This window comes from Streptomyces sp. NPDC005281 (assembly GCF_040607495.1).
In the GTDB taxonomy this organism is placed as follows: domain Bacteria; phylum Actinomycetota; class Actinomycetes; order Streptomycetales; family Streptomycetaceae; genus Streptomyces.
The window spans coordinates 30824-48966 of sequence record NZ_JBEXGX010000044.1 but is presented as its reverse complement, the minus strand read 5'-3'; the positions used below and the strand labels follow the sequence as shown (position 1 = coordinate 48966).

At 70.3% G+C, this 18143-nt stretch carries 16 protein-coding genes and 1 riboswitch; of the genes, 8 read left to right on the top strand and 8 right to left on the bottom strand.

What is annotated here, in order from left to right; genetic code table 11:
- Positions 1-3: 3 nt before the first annotated feature.
- Positions 4-90: riboswitch (ZMP/ZTP riboswitch) on the bottom strand.
- A 160-nt stretch (positions 91-250) separates the two neighbouring features.
- Both ABZV42_RS37915 and ABZV42_RS37910 read right to left on the bottom strand, forming a co-directional pair.
- Positions 251-1957, bottom strand: coding sequence for a methyltransferase (locus ABZV42_RS37915; protein ID WP_356056058.1), 1707 nt, complete (start codon positions 1955-1957; stop codon positions 251-253).
- A gap of 104 nt (positions 1958-2061) precedes the next feature.
- Entirely contained in the window at positions 2062-3228 is a 1167-nt protein-coding gene (locus ABZV42_RS37910) for a 4-hydroxybenzoate 3-monooxygenase (protein WP_356056071.1), read from the bottom strand.
- A gap of 406 nt (positions 3229-3634) precedes the next feature.
- Between ABZV42_RS37910 and ABZV42_RS37905 the strand changes: the two genes are divergently transcribed.
- The 6 genes from ABZV42_RS37905 to ABZV42_RS37880 all read left to right on the top strand — a co-directional run bounded on the left by ABZV42_RS37905 (position 3635) and on the right by ABZV42_RS37880 (position 8952).
- Positions 3635-4822, top strand: a complete 1188-nt coding sequence (locus ABZV42_RS37905; RefSeq protein ID WP_356056056.1) for a lipid-transfer protein — start codon at positions 3635-3637, stop codon at positions 4820-4822.
- Positions 4823-4827: 5 nt separating this feature from the next.
- A complete protein-coding gene (locus tag ABZV42_RS37900) occupies positions 4828-5313 on the top strand; it encodes a MaoC family dehydratase N-terminal domain-containing protein (protein ID WP_356056054.1) in 486 nt (161 codons plus the stop codon).
- On the top strand, positions 5310-5708 hold the full coding sequence (locus ABZV42_RS37895; RefSeq protein WP_355987185.1) for a MaoC/PaaZ C-terminal domain-containing protein: 399 nt from the start codon (positions 5310-5312) through the stop codon (positions 5706-5708). The genes ABZV42_RS37900 and ABZV42_RS37895 overlap by 4 nt, the downstream gene beginning before the upstream one ends.
- Before the next feature lie 58 nt (positions 5709-5766).
- Entirely contained in the window at positions 5767-6570 is an 804-nt protein-coding gene (locus ABZV42_RS37890; protein ID WP_356056052.1) for an SDR family oxidoreductase, read from the top strand.
- 94 nt (positions 6571-6664) lie between these two features.
- The gene (locus ABZV42_RS37885) at positions 6665-7822 is read left to right on the top strand and encodes an acyl-CoA dehydrogenase family protein (protein WP_356056050.1); all 1158 of its coding nucleotides are present in this window, start codon (positions 6665-6667) and stop codon (positions 7820-7822) included.
- Positions 7819-8952: a CaiB/BaiF CoA-transferase family protein gene (locus tag ABZV42_RS37880; protein WP_356056048.1), complete on the top strand. Its 1134-nt coding sequence runs from the start codon at positions 7819-7821 to the stop codon at positions 8950-8952. The genes ABZV42_RS37885 and ABZV42_RS37880 overlap by 4 nt, the downstream gene beginning before the upstream one ends.
- 317 nt (positions 8953-9269) lie before the next feature.
- Here the strand turns inward: ABZV42_RS37880 and ABZV42_RS37875 are convergent, their stop codons facing one another.
- The 6 genes from ABZV42_RS37875 to ABZV42_RS37850 form a co-directional block, all read right to left on the bottom strand.
- The gene (locus ABZV42_RS37875) at positions 9270-10958 is read right to left on the bottom strand and encodes a class I adenylate-forming enzyme family protein (RefSeq protein WP_355987195.1); all 1689 of its coding nucleotides are present in this window, start codon (positions 10956-10958) and stop codon (positions 9270-9272) included.
- 845 nt (positions 10959-11803) lie between these two features.
- Complete coding sequence (locus ABZV42_RS37870; protein WP_355987198.1) at positions 11804-12988, bottom strand: TetR/AcrR family transcriptional regulator; 1185 nt, start codon at positions 12986-12988, stop codon at positions 11804-11806.
- A 48-nt stretch (positions 12989-13036) separates the two neighbouring features.
- Positions 13037-13630 (bottom strand): MFS transporter, encoded by a 594-nt coding sequence (locus ABZV42_RS37865; protein ID WP_356056046.1) that lies wholly within the window; start codon positions 13628-13630, stop codon positions 13037-13039.
- A gap of 517 nt (positions 13631-14147) precedes the next feature.
- Entirely contained in the window at positions 14148-14996 is an 849-nt protein-coding gene (locus tag ABZV42_RS37860) for a fumarylacetoacetate hydrolase family protein (RefSeq protein WP_355987203.1), read from the bottom strand.
- A gap of 10 nt (positions 14997-15006) precedes the next feature.
- Positions 15007-15888, bottom strand: coding sequence for a fumarylacetoacetate hydrolase family protein (locus ABZV42_RS37855; protein ID WP_355987205.1), 882 nt, complete (start codon positions 15886-15888; stop codon positions 15007-15009).
- Positions 15885-16460: a carboxymuconolactone decarboxylase family protein gene (locus ABZV42_RS37850; protein WP_356056044.1), complete on the bottom strand. Its 576-nt coding sequence runs from the start codon at positions 16458-16460 to the stop codon at positions 15885-15887. The genes ABZV42_RS37855 and ABZV42_RS37850 overlap by 4 nt, the downstream gene beginning before the upstream one ends.
- Before the next feature lie 129 nt (positions 16461-16589).
- Here ABZV42_RS37850 and ABZV42_RS37845 point away from each other — a divergent pair, with 129 nt between their 5' ends.
- Positions 16590-17348, top strand: a complete 759-nt coding sequence (locus ABZV42_RS37845) for an SDR family oxidoreductase (protein ID WP_355987211.1) — start codon at positions 16590-16592, stop codon at positions 17346-17348.
- A 15-nt stretch (positions 17349-17363) separates the two neighbouring features.
- Complete coding sequence (locus ABZV42_RS37840; protein ID WP_355987214.1) at positions 17364-18143, top strand: SDR family oxidoreductase; 780 nt, start codon at positions 17364-17366, stop codon at positions 18141-18143.

Sequence of the window (18143 nt, the reverse complement as noted above, 5' to 3'; positions counted from 1 at the left end):
TTGACCACTCGCCCAGGCGCACGGCATCGACCGATTCGTCAGACCGCTCCCCGGTGGTGCTCCACCTCAGCGCCAGTCACGGCCCACGCACCACCCTACTGCCTGCCGAGGGCCGAGGGGCTGCTGTCAGCCACCGCGCCCGGCCGTGTTGCCGGCCGGCGGGGCAGGTGTGAAGACGCGCACTTCTCCCCACCGGTCCACGACAACCGCCGTCACGTCGTCGCCGGCCACGCAGCGGATCACGAGAGGGTCACTCAGTGGCCGGCCGGGGCCCCGGCGCCTTCCGGACGTGAAGGACGTGACCGTCCAGGGGCAGCGGTGACTGGTTCACCAGGGTGAGACCGGCGTCGGCGAACAGCCGGTCGTAGTGGGCGGCACGGCGTTCGCGGCCACCGACGTTGCACATCATGTGGAGGTCCCAGGCGGTGGCCAGCGAGACCGAGCCGTCGGCGGGCAGTACCCGTTCGACGACGAGCAGGTCGGCGTGGTCCTGCATCGCGTCGGCACAGTGGCGCAGGATCTCGCGGCAGCGTTCGTCGTCCCAGTCGTGCAGGACGCGGGACAGGACGTAGACGTCACCGTTCGCGGGTACGTCCGCGAAGTCGCCCGCCACGAAGGCGCATCGCGTGCCGTGACCTGCTTCCGCGAGCCGGCGCCGGGCGGCTTCGACGGCGTGCGGGCGCTCCAGCAGGACACCGTTCAGCCGCGGGTGCGCGGCGAGGATGCGGCCGAGTAGTTCTCCGTTGCCGCCCGCGACGTCGACCACCGTGGCCCCGGCGGACGTCTCGGCCGCGGCGGTGAGCACCGGATGGGCGGGGACCGGGTCGAACATGGCGGACCCGGCGGCCATGGACTGGTCGAACAGCTCCGCGAGTTCGGGGTCACGCGCGAAGTGGTCGAAGTGGTTCTCACCGAAGAGGAAGTCGAAGGCGACCTGCCCGGTGCGCACGGTGTGCCCGAGCCCGGCGAAGGACTGGTAGAACGGGCCGCCGTACATCAGCGCCAGCGGCTTCAGCGATCCCGGGGTGTTCGAGCGCAGCAGCGCGCCCAACTCGGTGAGCCGATAGCCGTCCCGGCACTCCGTCACCGCTCCCAGCATCGCGACATAGCGCAGCAGTGTCGCCAGATTCGGTGCCTCGGCGCCGACCTCCCGCGCCAGCACCTCGACATCGGCCCCGCGCTCGGTGTCCATGGCGTCCGGCACCCGAAGCTCGGCGAACACGGCCAGTGCCTGTGTCGTCCACGCCCCGGTCAGCAGGCGCAGTAGCGTTTCGGCGGGCTGTCGGGCACGGTGCTCGGCGAGATGGGCGGCGAGCTCGTCGCGGTGGTCGCCGGGAACGTACAACTCCACGCGTCGGTACCCGGCCTTGGTCTCGGGCGGCGCCTCGAAGTAGAAGACGGTGCCGTTCTCGTGCGGGTTGTAGCCGCCTCCGTCGGGGGCGGCGCCGTAGCGCGCGAAGGACGCGCACAGGCCACGCAGCACCAGCGGGTCGGGCGCCGCGACCTCGAAGGCGACGTGCGCTTCGTGCTGTTGCCGTCGCTCGTGCGCGGCGATCGCGTCCAGGCCGGATCCGGCGGGCACGGTCAGCGCGAACACCTCGACCATCCGATGTGCCCCGTCCGCGCCGACCACAGGCGGGCGCAGGATACCGACGTCCAGTTCCGCGGCCGGCCGCCGATGCCGCGCGGCCAGCCGCTCACGTACGACGACACTCGGCCGCGGCGGGGCGACGGCGACGAGGCCGCAGTCGGTCAGCATTGCGCTCAACTCGGCCTCGTCCGCGGGGAAGACGAGGAGCGCGGCGTGGGAGAAGCGGCAGTGCTCCGTCAGCGCCCGCAGCTCAGGGCCGTCGAGCCCGGGCAGCAGGCGTGGCAGCAGCGTGGCCGTGTCCTGCTCCTTGACGAAGTCGACCGTCGTGCGCAGGCGGGACGTGTCGCCCGACAACGTCGCAATCATTACGGGGGGATCCTCATTCCGGTGTCCGGGTGACGGGGAGGGCTATGGGCAGGTTGGTGGGAGGGGGAGGGCTACGGGGAGGTTGGCGGGAGGAGGAGGGGACCTCAGAGGCCGACGTAGTGCTCGGCGAACCAGTCCTGCCGGGTGCGTGAGGTGCGCAGCGAGGTGAGGCGGGAGCGGCGGAGGGAGTTGTGGAACAACGACTCGCCGTCCGAACCAGAGGGGCCGTGCAGCAGTTCGATCATCCAGTGCGAGAACTCCTGCGCCCGCCAGATGTACTCCAGGCATCGCGCGGAGTAGGCGTCGAGCCCCTCGGCGTCCGCGTGGAGGAGGTCGTCGACGAGGGCGCGGGCGAGGATCTCCGCCTCCAGGACCGCGAGATTGGCGCCCTTCGCGGCGGACGGGCTGATGAGGCCGGCGGCGTCGCCCACCAGGAACAGCGAACCGTGGCGCAGTGGTTCGAGCACGTCGGACTCAAGATCGACGATGTCTCGCTGTACGACGCTGCCGCGACGCAGCGGGCCGTACTCCTTCGCTCGCATCCGCAGATCCAGCTCGTCCCAGATCCGGTCCTCGGACCAGGCGGCGGCCGGAGTGCCGCGCTCACACTGCAAGTAGTAGCGGGTGATCTCGCTCGTACGGGCCATGTGCCCGGCGAAACCACGCTCGTGCACGGCGTATCCGACGGCGTCGAGGCTGGGTGGCGCCTCGGCGAGCAGCCCGAGCCAGGTCACGCCGTGGTCGCGGTGGTGCCGGCGCACGGAACCGGCCGGCAGCGATCGCCGCGCCGCGCCCCGCCGCCCGTCGCACCCGGCCACATATCGCGCCCGCAGGAGGCCGGGCCGTCCGTCCGCCTCGCACACGGTCACCGAGGGCCGACCGGTGTCGGGGTCGAGGACGGCCAGCGCCTCGGTGCCGAACTCGATACGTCCGCCGCGGTCCAGGAACCGCGCCAACAGGTCGGTGACCAGCTCCTGTTGGGGATAGACGGTGTGCGACTCACCGCGCCCGAGCCCGCTGTAGTCCAGCCGGAACCGGCCGTCCGCGGTACGGAACTCGCAGGTGCTGTGGGCCTGTCCGCGCCTGCGCAGTCCATCGGCCAGCCCGTGCCGCTCAAGGATCCGTACGGTGCCGGCGGCCAAGAACCCGGCGCGGGCCCGCGTCCTGAGGTGTGAGCGCTCGGCACGTTCGAGGATGACGCAGTCGATCCCGCTGTCCTGAAGAAGGTTGCCGAGCACCAGCCCGGCCGGTCCGGCGCCGAGGACGACCACGTCGGCCGCCCTCTCGTTCTGCCATTCGATCACGAGACGGGATACTAGGTGACGAACAGTTACTTACTGGACAAGGGTCACTCGAATGGCGGACCCATTCCGAGACGCCCATAGCCTCCATGTCCCCGATCCGTGCGTGCCTGGGGCCCCGTGGGCGCGATTACGACACGGGCTCCGACGTCATGGCGGTACCGGCACCGTGAATGCCTGCGGGCGCTGAGCCGTCTCGCCATCCGAGTGGATCTCCCGTGCCGTGGCGACCGGTGGCGCCCTTCAGTGGTGGTGCCGGCCTGCCCTTGCCCGATGTGCTTGACGTCGCAAACCTCCACTGTGAGCGATCAATCCCTTGACAGAAGGCCTGTCTCCCATAAAAGTGAAGATGCGCTAACCAATCTTTGGAGGTTCGATGAGTCGCAGAGTGCTGGTGGCGGGGGTCGGGATGGTCCCGTTCGCCAAGCCGAGTGCCGCGAAGACGTACGACGAGCTCGGCGCGGGAGCCGTACGCGCCGTCCTCGACGACGCCGGGCTGGCTTACGAGAGGATCCAGCAGGTCTACGCGGGCTACGTGTACGGCGACTCGACCTGCGGCCAGCGCGTGGTCTACCGCTTCGGCAAGACCCGCGTGCCGGTGATCAACGTCAACAACAACTGCGCCTCCGGTTCCTCCGCCCTGTGGCTCGCCCGGCAGGCCGTCGAGAGCGGCGCCGTCGACTGCGCGCTGGCCGTCGGCTTCGAACAGATGCCGCCGGGCGCGCTCAGCGCCAAGTGGCAGGACCGACCGCTGCCGCTGACGGACTTCATCTCCGCGCTGAAGAACGTCTACGACGTCGACCCGGGCCTTCCGATGACCCCGCAGTACTTCGCCGCCGCCGGTGTCGAGTACATGGCCAAGTACGGCATGGCCGCGGAGACCTTCGCCCAGGTCTCGGTCAAGGCCCGTACGCACGCCGCGAACAACCCCTATGCCGTCTTCCGCGACCCGATCACCCTGGACGACGTGCTCGCGGGCCCGGTCGTCGCGGGCCCGCTCACCCGCCTCCAGTGCTGCCCGCCCACCTGCGGCGCCGCCGCGGCGATCGTCTGTTCCGAGGACTACGCGCGCGCCCACGGCCTCGACCCCAAGGTCGCCATCGCCGCCCAGACGCTCCAGTCCGACGCGGCGGACCTCTTCGACAAGCGGAGCGCCATGTCCCTGGTCGGCTCGGACGTCACGCGCGCCGCCGCCCGCGAGGTGTACGAGAAGGCCGGCGTGGACCCGCGCGACATCAAGGTCGTGGAGCTGCACGACTGCTTCACCGTCAACGAGGTGCTCACCTACGAGGGCCTCGGCCTCTGCGAGGAAGGCGGCGCCGAGAAGTTCATCCTCGACGGCGACAACACCTACGGCGGACGGGTCGTCACCAACCCCTCCGGCGGCCTGCTCTCCAAGGGCCACCCGCTGGGGGCCACCGGTCTCGCCCAGACCGCCGAGATCACCTGGCAACTGCGTGGCGAGGCCGGACCCCGCCAGGTCGAGGGCGCGACGCTCGGCCTCCAGCACAACCTCGGCCTGGGCACCGCCGGCGTCGTCACCCTGTTCGAGAAGGTCGGCTGATCCCCGTGCCCGTCGACACCGGCATCATCGGCAGCCGGACCGCGCCGCACTCCGTCGAGGTGGAACGCGGCCGCCTGCGCTTCTTCGCCCAGGCCACCGGCCAGCAGGACCCCCTCTACACGGACCCCGACGCGGCCGGGGCCGCCGGGCACCGCGACCTGCCGGTCCCGCCCACCTTCTACTTCTGCCTGGAGATGGACAACCCGAACCGAGGCCGCTTCCTCGCCGATCTCGGCATCGACCTCCGCACCATCCTGCACGGCGGCCAGACCTTCGAGTACCACGCACAGGCCTACGCGGGCGACACGCTGACGTTCGAGACCGAGGTGACGGACGTCTACAGCAAGAAGGGCGGGGCGCTGGAGTTCATCGTCCGCGCCACCCACGTCACCCGTGACGGGGAGCCCGTCGCCACGCTCACCAGCACGACCGTCGTACGCGCCGAGCTTGCCAGTACGACCGTCGTACACGACCCGAAGGCGGCCACGTGACCACGTCGAAGACCCTCTTCGCGGGCGACAGCCTCACGCTGGTGTGCCCGAAGATCACCCGGACCGCGCTCGCCCTCTACGCGGGCGCCTCGGGTGACCACAACCCGGTCCACATCGACACCGACGCCTGCCACGCCGTCGGCATCCCCGACGTCTTCGCCCACGGCATGCTCTCGATGGCCTACCTCGGCCGCCTGCTCACCGACTGGGTGCCGCAGCGGCGGCTGCGCGGCTACCAGGTGCGTTTCTCGGCCATCACGCCGGTCAACACGACGCCGACGTGCACCGGCACCGTGACCAAGGTCGAGGACGGCCTCGCGCACCTGGACCTCACGGTCACGCTCCCCGACGGCACGGTGACCCTCCAGGGCTCCGCCGTCGTCTCCTGCAACTGACCCCCGGGCCGACTGACCCCCGGGCCAACCGGCCCTCACAGCAAGGACATCACGCATCATGGGAACCCTGGACGGCAAGGTCGCCATCGTCTCCGGCTCGGGCCGCGGCATCGGCCGCGAGGTCGCGCTCAAGCTCGCCCGCGAAGGCGCGGCGGTCGTCATCAACGACCTGGACAAGGAGCCCGCCGAGGAGACCGTCGCGGACATCGTGGCCGCCGGCGGCCGTGCCGTCGCCTGCGTCGGCTCCGTCGTCGACGACGACTTCGCCGAGCGCTTCGTCAACGCCGCCGTCGACTCCTTCGGCGGGCTGGACATCATCGTGAACAACGCCGGCTACACCTGGGACACCGTCATCCAGAAGATGACCGACGAACAGTGGGACGCGATCCTCGACGTCCACCTCAAGGCCCCGTTCCGGATCCTGCGCGCCGCCCAGCCGTACATCAAGGCCAACCCGACCTCGTACCACCGCAAGGTCGTCAACGTCTCCTCCGTCTCCGGCCAGTACGGCAACCCGGGCCAGGCCAACTACTCCTCCGCCAAGGCCGGTGTCATAGGCCTGACCAAGACCATGGCCAAGGAGTGGGGCCGCTACAAGGTCAACGTCAACGCGGTCGCCTACGGCTTCATCCTGACCCGCATGACCGAGGCCACCGCCGCGGACGACACGTTCGTCGAGATCGAGGGCCGCCGCATCAAGGTCGGCGTCGCCCCCCAGATCGCCGAGGCCGTCAAGCGCACCAACCCCTTCGGCCGCCCGGGCACCCCGGAGGAGGCCGCCGGCGCGATCTACCTGCTGTGCACGCAGGAGGCCAACTACATCAGCGCCCAGGTCGTGACCGTCGACGGCGGATCGCGCTGACCCGCGCCCCGCGCCGAACCACCCCGTCGGCGGCCACAGGCGCCGACGGGGTCCTCTTCCTCACCCGTCACCCAAGAGCGAGCAGGTACGTGCCATGAAGCGCACCGTCTACAACGAGGACCACGAGGCCTTCCGGTCCGTCATCCGGGACTTCATCGCCAAGGAGGTCTCGCCGCACTACGAGCAGTGGGAGCACGACAACCGTGTCCCGCGCGAACTGTTCCACCAGCTCGGCGAGTTGGGCGTGATGGGCTTCGGCATCCCCGAGGAGTTCGGCGGCCCGGGCGAGACCAGCTACAAGTACCAGACCGTCATCTCCGAGGAGGTGGCCCGCGCCGCCGTCTCCTTCGGCCACTACACGGTCACCACCGGCATCGTGCTGCCCTACCTGCTGAACATCGCCGACGAGGAGCAGAAGCGCCGCTGGCTGCCCGGCATCGCCTCCGGCGAGACCTGCCTGTGCATCGCCATGACCGAGCCCGGCACCGGCTCCGACCTGGCCGGCATCCGCACCACCGCGAAGCTCTCCGAGGACGGCACGCACTACGTCGTCAACGGCGCCAAGACCTTCATCACGGGTGCGCTCAACTCCGAACTGTGCGTGGTCGTCGCCCGTACCTCCCCGGCTCCGGCCGAGGACCGGCGCCTCGGGCTGACCCTGCTGGTCGTCCCCACCGACTCCGAGGGCTTCGCGTACGGCCGCAAGCTGGAGAAGATCGGCCTGCGCGCCTCGGACACCTCCGAACTGTCCTTCACCGACGTTCGCGTTCCGGTGGAGAACGTCCTGGGCGAGGTCGGCCAGGGCTTCCGCCACCTCGGCCAGAACCTCGCCCGCGAGCGCCTGTCCATCGGTGTCGGCGCGGTGGCCACGGCGACGGCCGCGATCGGCTTCGCCAAGGAGTACACCCAGCAGCGCCAGGTCTTCGGCAAGCCCGTGGCCGCCTTCCAGAACACCAAGTTCGTGCTGGCCGAGTGCGCCACCGAGGTCGAGGCCGGACAGGCACTGGTCGACAAGGGCATCGAGCTGGACGACACGCACGAGCTGAGCCCGGCCGACGCCGCGAAGATCAAGCTGTTCTGCACCGAGACGGCCGCCCGCGTCATCGACAAGTGCCTTCAGCTCCACGGCGGTTACGGCTACATGCTGGAGTACCCGATCGCCCGCCTGTACGCGGACACCCGGGTGTCCCGCATCTACGGCGGCACCAGCGAGGTCATGAAGACCATCATCGCCAAGGACCTCGGACTGTGACGTCGTCGCCCGCCGCCGCCAAGACCGGTCCGCTCGCCGGGCTCCGCGTCGTCGAGCTCGGCGGGATCGGACCGGGGCCCTTCGCGGGCATGCTGCTGGCCGACCAGGGCGCGGACGTGATCCGCGTCGACCGGCCCGCCGAGGCGGGCCGCGCCTCCGCACACCCGGTGCTGCACCGGGGCCGCCGCTCGGTGGTGCTCGACCTGAAGGACCCGGCCGACGTCGAGGCCGTGCTCCGGATCGTCGACAGGGCCGACGCCCTCATCGAGGGCTTCCGCCCCGGCGTCGTCGAGCGGCTCGGTCTCGGCCCCGAGGACTGCCTGATCCGCAACCCCCGGCTGGTCTACGGCCGGATGACCGGCTGGGGCCAGGACGGCCCGCTCGCCCAGGCACCCGGACACGACATCAACTACATCGCGGTGGCCGGCGCGCTCGGCATGCTCGGCGCGGAGGGCGAGATCCCGCCGGTCCCGTTGAACCTCTTCGGCGACATGGGCGGCGGCGGTCTGCTGCTCGCCTTCGGCATCACCACCGCTCTCACCCACGCCTCCCGCACCGGCCTGGGCCAGGTCGTGGACGCAGCCATGACCGACGGCACCGCCGTCCAACTCGCCCTGATCCACGGCCTGCTGGCGACCGGCCGGTGGGCCGGCCGCCGCGGGGCCAACCTCTTCGACGGCGGCGCTCCGTTCTACCGCTGCTACCGCACCGCCGACGGCGGCCACATGGCCGTCGGCAGCGTGGAGCCGCCGTTCTACGCCGAGTTGCTGGACGTGCTGGGTCTGAGCGAGGACCCCCTCTTCGCCCGGCAGCACGACCGCGACGCCTGGCCGCGCATGGCCGACGTGCTGGCCACGGTCTTCGCGGGCCGGACCCGCGCCGAGTGGACGGCCGCGTTCGAGGGCCGCGAGGCCTGCGTCACGCCAGTCCACGGCCTGACGGACGCCGCCGCGCACCCGCACAACGTCGCCCGCGGCACCTACTACACCGAGAACGGCCTGCTCCAGCCCGCCCCGGCGCCGCGCTTCGCGGGCACCCCGGCCGGGACACCGCTTCCCGCGCCGGCCATCGGTGCACATACGGCCGAGGTACTGGCCGAGGTCGGCCTGCCGGCACGAGAGGGGAGCTGACACACCATGGGAACCCTGGAGGGCAACGTGGCGCTCGTCTCCGGCTCGGGGCGCCGCTTCGGCCACGAGATCGCACCGCCGCACCGCAAGGTCGTGAGCATCCCCTCGACCTGAGGGACGACTGCTTCCACCAAGGTCCTCCGCCCGGTCCGGGCGGAGGACCTTGCTGTGGTGCGGCAGGGCACGGTGACGCGGCGAAGGCCCCTCGTCCGCACCGGACGAGGGGCCTTCGCGAGTTCCGGCGGTTCCCTCAAACCGACGGAACACCGGAGACGGCGCGGTGTCCCATAGCGGCGCCGCCCCGGACATTCAGGGGCTCAGCCGCGCGGCGCGTCCAGACGGTCGCGCAGCGCGGTCTTGAGCACCTTGCCGGTCGGCGTGAGCGGCAGGACGTCGACGACCTGTACCTCGCGCACCCGCTGGTAGGGGGCGACGCGCTCGGCGACGTAGTCCATCAGCTCCAGCGCGAGGCCCTCGCGGGCGGCGCCCGGTCGCAGGACCACGATGCCGACGGGTATTTCGCCGACGTCGGGTCGTGGTCGTCCGATGACGGCTGCCTGGGCGATGGCGGGGTGGGAGCAGAGGAGCTCTTCCAGGGGCTGGGGGTAGATGTTGTAGCCCTTGTAGATGAGCATGTCTTTTGCTCGGCCGACGAGATACAGGTAGCCGTTGTCGTCGAGGTGGCCGAGGTCGCCGGTGCGGAGCCAGCCGTTCACGAACTGGATGGCGGTGAGTTCGGGTTCGTCCTGGTAGCCGTCGGTGACCTGCGGGCCCCGGGCCCAGACCTCACCCACCTCACCCACGGGCAGCGCCCGCTCGCCGACCGGGTGACGTATCTCGATCTCGGTGTGGGGGATGGCGACGCCGACACTGCCCAGCGGCGTCGGAGTGTCGGCGCCGTGCGGGGACATGGTCAGGCCCATGGTGGCCTCGCTGAGCCCGTAGCCCTCGGTCACGCTCGCAGAGGGGATCGCCTCGCGCAGGGCCAACAGCGCGGAGGTGTCGATGGGCGCGGCGCCGGAGGTGATCATCCGGACCGAGGAGAGGTCCCGCCTGCCGAGTTCCTTGCTGCGCAGCATCCCGTAGTACATGGCCGGTGAGCCGGTCATGTGGGTGACCCGGTAGGTCTCGATGTCCCGCAGGAAACCGTCCGGGTCGAAGCGGCCGCCGGTGATGACGGAGGTGGTGCCGAGCAGGGTGTTGAGGTTGTGGCCGACGAGCCCGAGCCCGTGGAAGAGCGGGGCGATCGCGATGTGCGTGCCCTCGCCCGGTGTGATCGTCTTCGGAGCGGGGTCCTCGATCCGGGTCACCCGGACGCCACCCGGTTCGTCGAGGCTCGGCAGCGTGGCGGAGCGCCAGCAGCCGGTTTGCAGCACGTTGGCGACCAGGTTGCGGTGCAGCACCCGGACCGCCTTGGACCGGCCGGTGGTGCCTCCGGTGAACTGTAGATGGGCCACCAGCTCGGGGTCGGGCCGGTAACCCTCCAGCGGCGCCTCGGCCAGCAGGTCGTCGAGGGAGATGAATCCCGGGGCGAGCGGTCCGGTGCCTTCGGGGGCCGGACTCGCGGCCGTACCGGGAATCTGTACGACGAACCCGACGCCGGGCCCGGTCGCCTCGGCCAGCGGTGCCGCGTTGGCCGGGTGCGTGACGACGGCCTTCGCACCGCAGTCGCGCAGTTGGTCGCGGAGCGCGCCGACGGGCTGCCCGGGATTGATCGGCGCGACGGCGATCCCGGCGCACAGGGCGCCGTAGTAGACGGCGAGGTACCAATGGCTGTTCGGCATGTGCAGCGCCAGTACGTCGCCGGGCTCCAGGCCGCGACGGCGCAGTCCGCCGGCGACCCGGAGGGCGGCGTCGTACAGCTCGGGGAAGGTGAGCGTCTCCTCGCCGTCGCGCAGGGCGACGCGGTCCGGGTAGGCGCGGGCGGCGCCCGCGAGGAGGGCGTCGGCACCGACGCGGGGCAGGTCGAATGTGGGCGGCATGTTCTTGGGCAGGACGGACGGCACGAGTTCTCCAGTCCCGAAGTAAGTGAAGTCTTGCTGCCTGACAGGCGTACACGCATGGGGAAGTTGAATCCCCGTGATCCATTGGACTGCGTAGCATCAAGTTAATTTCAGCTAACTCGGATGTCTATAGTCTGCGTACGTCGAGTTGAGAAGGCGGAAGTCGGGCGTCCGGGTGTGAAGGGGTTCGACGGCCCGGAGGGAGCACCTGGGTGGCTGAGCGGCAGCGCGATCGGGCGACACCGGTATCGGCCCGGATCGGGCCCGGATCAACCGCGAGGCGGTCTGCGGGGCTCTGCCATGGACGGCTTTGGCGCGGAGCGAGGCTCTGCGATGGGGCGACCTTGGTGCGGAGCGGGGCTCTGCCATGGAACGGCCTTGCCGGGGGGCGAGGCTCCTCCCTGGGCGACCTGGGCCCGGTCCGGGGCTCCGACACGGGCGGCCTCGGCACGGTTCGCCGCTCCGCCATGGACGGCCGAGGCGACCTTTAGGATGTTGACTGGGCTTCGTCGCCGGTTGCCGGGGCGGCCTCTACGAACGCGACGGTCTGGTCCTCCGCGACGGCCTGTTTCTCGTGACGGCGCCTTCCCGGCGGAGGGCGGCCCGCCGCCCGGAGGCGGCCTCGCGACGGAGTGCGGCCTGCCGGCGATATCCGGCCTCGGAGCGCCGATTCAGCTCGCGGTCGTCCTGAACGTCTGCGGCCCGGCCTTCGCCGGCGACACGGTCGGACGGCTGACTCCCGGCCGGCGCAATCCGAGCCCGAGCCCGAGCCCGAGCCCGAGTCCGCAGTCCGAGCCCGGGTCCGAGTCCGGGTCCGGGTCCGGGTCTGGGCCTGAGCCCGGCGTTCCTCAGCGGGCGAGCAGCAGGGCCTGGCCGATCTCGACGAGGCGGTCGCCGAGGTCGGGGCGCTGCAACAGACGACGGTTGCGGCAGATCGTGTCGACCACGGAGAAGACGGCGCAGACCACGATCTTGGCCTCGGTCTGCTCCAGGCCGGGCGCGGCCGCGTCGAGGATCTTGACCCAGAGCGCGAGGAAATCTCGCTGCACCTGCGTGCTGCGCTTGCGCTGCTGCTCGGGCAACTGGTCGAGCTCGCTGACCAGCAGGCCGAGCAAGTGACGGTTCTCCATGCCGAATTCGACGTACGCGTGCAGCAGGTTGTCCAGCGCCTGCTGCGGGGTCGTCGCCCGTGCGAGGGCCTGGGCGGTGCCCGCCTCACGCCGCTCGCCTCCACGGGTGACACCCGCGGACAGCAGGTCCAGCTTGCTGGGGAAGTGCTTGTAGACGTTCGGCCCGGAGGTCCCGACCGCCTCGCCGATGTCGTCCGTGGAGACGGACTGGAAGCCGCGTTCGTCGAACAGGCGGATCGCCTCGGTCAGCATCTGTTCGCGGCGCGATCCGGTGAAGGCCGCCGTGGCCGCTGCCCCGTCGGCCGCCACCTCGGTGGGCGCCGGGGCGTCCGCCGACCCCGAGGTGCCGAGCGGGCAGTCGACGACGGTACGGCACAGTCGGTGCAGCAGCGCGTCCTGACGGCGCTTCGGCAGGGTGAAACGATGGGCCGCCATGCTGGCCCAGACGCCCAGCATCGCCCAGGTCAGCAGGTCCTCGTCGCCCGGGGCGAGCCCGGGTCGTTCGGCGCGGATCAGTCCGGCGTAGCCGGAGGCGATCGAGGACAGGCGGTGGCGCAGCTCCTCGCGCTCGGTGTCGTGCAGGTGCCGGAGCTCGCGCTGCCAAAGGGTGGCCAGGCCGCGCCGCTCGCTCATCATGGCGATGGCGTCGTCGATCAGCGTGTCGACATCGGTCCGTTCGCCCTCGCGCCGCCCGACCGCGTCCATGGTGTCCATGCCCGCGGCCACCACGTAGGCCAGCAGCGCCTGCTTGTTGCGGAAGTGCCGGTACAGCGCGGGAGCGGTGATGCCCACCGCCTCGGCGACGTCCGACACCGAGACGTTGCGGAAGCCCCGCTCGCGGAACAGCACAGCGGCGGCGTCGGCGATACGCCGCTTGCGGTCCGGCGGTCTGCGGGTTGCCACGCGCCTTGTTCTCCCTGCTCGCCCGATGCGTTCTTGTGTGCGGCCATCTTAGTGGGGCGGTGATCCGGTCCGGGTCTCATGTCCGGCGACCGTCAGAGTGAATCTTTGATAACCAACCTCATCCGCGGCGGCTTTGTGGAGGAGCGCGACGTCGCGCTCCGGGTGAACCAGGGCCAGGGCCAGCAGGCCGCCGACGAGTACGACGGCACCGAGACCGACGAATGTCTCGGTGTAACCGCCCGCTCGCGTCGCACTGCCGGCGACCAGCGCCCCCGCGACCGCCGGGCCGGCGATCCCGCCGAGCGAGTACACGGCGGTGACGAAGCCGAAGGCCGGCCCGCGCTGGGACGGCGGCACCACGTCGGACAGACCCGCGAAGGCGATGCCGTAGCCGGCCGCCACGAAGCCTCCGCTCAGTGCGACCAGCAGAAGGAGCAGGGGACCTTTGCCCACCGACGGGAAGAGCATCCCGCAGACCCCGCCCGCGATCACCAGGGCGCCGGGCAGGAGGCCGCGCGTCGCGCGCAGCGACCGGCGCCGTCGGCGGGCACAGGTCCGGATGCGGTCAGCGGATCCATGGGTGAACCTCCGTGCTCGCCGAGGCGCGTCGCGGGGTGGGGGGAGTGGCCCGAAGTGAATCATCGCTCACCATTGCTGGCAAGAGTTTCGCGCATTGACATGCCGTGGGCATGGCCCGGAGCCGGAACACATCTCGCCGACGTCCGGGCTGTGACACCACGCAGGATCCGAGCCGGTCGGTGTCGCCCTCCCCGTGAAGCGACGCAGGGGGACAGCCCCGCGTCGGATCGAACGCTCAACTACCTTTCTGGACGCGGCAACCAGGGAGAACGCCAGAGAGGTAGCACGTACCCCCGCGCCTTGAGGACTGTCTGCTCGGAAGGTCAGTTCACGCAGTGGGGGACTGGTTATCGCGTCCAGGGTCCGAAGGCGGCAGTGGATGCCGGCTCGGCCGCCCCCCTGGCGGCCGAGCCGACACCCGTAGCAAGGGCAGTGCGCCCATACGGCAGTGCGCCCGCACGACAGTAGGCCCGGACGGCAGTACGCCCGCACGGCAGTGCGCACTCCGTATCCGGCACGTCCGACGGAAACCGGCCCACCCGGCCTGCCCGGTCGAACCAACCCGTGCCGGTAGCGCCCCTCAGTCCTCCCGGTCCGAGCGGAAGGTCTGGCGCAGCTCGCCCAGGCCCTCGATGCGGCTGACCAGGACGTCCTTCGGGCCGAGGAAGCGTTGCGGCACCCGGCGGTTGCCGACGCCCGCGGGCGTACCCGTGAAGATCAGGTCGCCCGGGTGCAGCCGGCAGACGGTGCTGATGAACTCGATCAGCCGGGGAACCGAGAAGATCATCTCGCTGGTCCGCGCGGCCTGGACGCTCTCGCCGTTGAGCAGGCACTCGATGGCCATGTCGTCCCGGTCGGCGAGCTCGTCCGGGGTGACCAGCGCGGGGCCGGTCGGGCCGAAGCCCGGGTAGGACTTGCCCAGGGAGAACTGGGCCGGGGTGCCGGTCAGTTGGAGCCGTCGCTCGGACAGGTCCTGGCCCACGGTCAGGCCGGCGACGACATCCCACGCCTCCTCGGCCGGGACGCGGTGGCAGGCCCGGCCGATCACGGCCACCATCTCCAGCTCCCAGTCGACGTTGCCGTCGGGCAGCTCGACCTCGGCCTGAGGTCCCGCGATACAGCTGGGGAACTTGGTGAAGACCAGCGGGATCTCGGGAGCGACGTAGCCCGCCTCGGCGGCGTGCGGACGGTAGTTCAGCGCGACCGCGAACACCTGCCGGGGGCGGGGAACAGGCGCGTTCAGGTCGGCTTCGCGGTACGGCGTGGCGGCGGGGAGTTCCGCCTGCGCGGCCCAGGTCTCGAACTCGGCCCAGCGGTCCAGGAGTTCCATCGGGTCGGAGCCGAAACGGCCGTTCGAGGCGGTCGCGATGTCGACCGCCCCGTCCTCGACGAGGAGCACGGCGCGGTCGGCCAGTGTGGCGATGCGCATCTCCGCCTCCTCAGTTCGCCGGACCGTAGAGGTCGGTCGAGTAGGGCTCGGTGTCGTGCGCGTCCTTCCACGCGACGACCGGATTGCGCAGGGTGCCGATCCCCTCGATCTCGGCCTCGATCCGGTCGCCCGGCTGGAGGTAGAAGTCGAAAGGGTTGGGCTGCACGGCCGCGACGCCCGAGATCGTTCCGGTGGTGATGATGTCGCCGGCGCTGTAGCCCTGCGCCGAGTGGTAGGCCACCAGGTGCGGGATCGAGATCACCATCTGCTCGGTGTTGCCGCGTTGCCGGCGCTCGCCGTTGACGCGGAGTTCCATGGCGAGGGCCTGCGGGTTCGGCAGTTCGTCCTTGGTGACGATCCACGGGCCGATGGGACAGAAGGTGTCGATCGACTTGGAGAACGAGAAGACGCCGGACTGCATCTCGCGGCGCTGGATGTCGCGGGCGGTGATGTCGTTGAACACGGTGTAGCCGGCGATGTACTCCTCGGCCTCCTCCGGGCCGAAGAACTTGCCGCTCTTGCCGATCACGATCGCCAGCTCGAGCTCGTAGTCGAGCTCCTTGGTGAGTCCCTCGGGATAGACGATCGCCTCGTCGGGTCCGATGATCGCGTCGACGTTCTGGAAGAAGACGATGCCCTTGTGCACCGGGTGCGACCAGTCGACGGCGGTCAGCTCGTCGTGATGGTCGGTGAAGTTCCCGGCCGTGTGGAAGAACTTCTTCGGCACGATCGGCGCCTGGAGACGCACGTCGGTGAGGGCGAAGCGGTGGCCGGTCTCGTCGACCTGGCCGTCACGCTCGAAATAGTCGCGCATCGAAGGAACATCGAGTTGCACCACGTCGTCACCGTCCAGGTAGCCGACCTGGCCGTTGTCGAAAGTCACGAGTTTCATGAGGGGTCTCCTGGTTGTCCGACGCGGAAGACGCGCAACTGAAGCGCGAGCGTCGCGTAGTAGCCCACCAGGGTGGTGAGCTCCACCACCGCCTCCGTTCCGTTCAATGAAACGGCATGATCGAAGAGCGCGTCGCCGGCATCGCCGGTGGCGACCATCGCTGCCACGAGGTCGACCGCTGCCGCTTCCGCCGGGTCGCTCAGCTCCGGTACTCCGCCGGAGCGGATGGCGGTGAGCTCGGCCTCGGTGAGGCCCGCCGCCCTGCCGATCGGCTCGTGGGCGTAGCGCTCGAAGGCGGAGTCCCAGTGAGCCGCGACGATCAGGATGGCCATCTCGCGAACCCGGTCGCTCAGTGTGGTGCGGTACCTGATGGCCGACCCGAGTTCTTGCAGCGCGGACCCCACCGCCGGCGCGTGCAGCATCGCGTTGAACGGGCCGTTCAGCCGACCCTCGCCGTCCGTGAGAGAGAAGAGCCGCGGCCCGTTCGCTCGTGGTCCGTCAGCGATCGCGTGGTACAGGACACGTTGTGCGGCGTCGAGTTCGTGAGGTGTGGGGCGCGGGAGGCGAGTCATGACTTCACTCTGCGGCCGACGCGGGGCCGAGGCGATGCGCGTGCCGGGCAATGGCAGGCGTGTCCTGAGGTGTGCCGATGAATGAAACAGCCGTAGTCCGGGTCACATGGGCCGCCTTGGATGCTCGGCATGACGGATTGGCTAGGACTTCACAACCGCGCGGCGCTCGTCGCAGGTGCCGGGGGCATCGGCGCGGCGGCCGCGCTGGCTCTCGCCCGGCAGGGTGCGCGGGTGGTGGTGGCAGATGTCGACGAAGGACGGTTGTCCGCACTGGTGAAGGAGGCGGCCGAACTCGGCGTTCGCGTCGGGACGCGGGTCGCGGACCTCACCGATGCCGAAGAGGCTCGCGCGGCTGTCGCCGATGCCGCCGAATCGCTGGGCGGTCTTGACGTCTTCCTGCACGCCGTCGGGATGAACGACCGGCGGCCCGCTCTGGAGACCCCCGACGATGTCTGGGAGCGGATCATCGATGTGAACCTCAAGAGCGCGGTGTGGACGGCTCAGGCGGCCGGCGCGCTGATGGTCGCCGCCGGTCACGGCCGGATCGTGTTCCTCTCGTCCGTCTCCGGGCTGCTCGCCCACGCCCATCACGCGCCGTACGCCGCGACCAAGGGCGGGGTCAACCAACTCTGCCGGGTCATGGCCCGTGAGTGGGCGCCCCATGGCGTCACGGTCAACGCGATCGCCCCCGGCTACACCGAGACCGAGCTGACACAGGCCTACCTGGAGAAGCCCGGCATGCGGGAATCCATGGTCGGCCTGGTGCCGGCCGGCCGTCTCGGAACGACCGATGACCTTCTCGGTCCGCTCCTGTTCCTCAGTTCCGCCCAGTCCGCGTTCGTGACAGGCCACGTCATGTACGTCGACGGCGGTCGTACCCTCGTCTGAAAGGCAGCACCCCCCATGACTTCCCCGCAGCGGTTCACCGACAAGGTCGTACTGGTCACCGGCGCCGGCACGGGTCTCGGTGCCGAGATCGCCGTCCGTGCCGCCCAAGAGGGCGCCGACGTCGCGATCCACTACCGCAGCTCCGAGGCCGGGGCCCGCCGCACCGCGGAACGGGTCGAGGCGGAGGGCCGCAAGGCATTCCTGGTCCAGGCCGACATCGTCGAGTGGGCCCAGATCAAGCGCATGGCCGACGAGGTGTGGAACCGTTTCGGCCGCCTCGATGTCGCGGTCAACAATGTGGGCGACATGGCCAGTGACCAGATGTCCTGGCGCGAGATCACGGAGGAGGCGGTCGATCACACGCTGGCCGTCGACCTCAAGGGCACCCTGATGTGCACCCACGAGTTCGGTTCGCGCATGCTCGAACAGCCCGACGGGGGCGCGATCGTCAACGTGGGTTCGACCGTGGTGGTGCGGGGCAGCGCCCGTGCCCCGCAGTACGCGGCCGCCAAGTACGGAATTCTCGGCATCACCAAGTCCTACGCACAGGCATTCGCGCCGAAGGTCCGGGTGAACACCTTCGCGCCGGGCTTCATGGAGACGGAGCGGATGCTGGGCCGCGAGGACTACAGGAACGGCCGGGGAGACAAGTTGCGGGAGATGACCCCGATGCACCACATCCCCAAGCCCGAGGAGGTCGCCGGAGCGGCGCTCTTCCTCGCGACGCCCGACGCCAATCACATCACCGGCAGCTATTTTGTGGCCGATGGCGGCTACAACATGATCGGAGCCTGA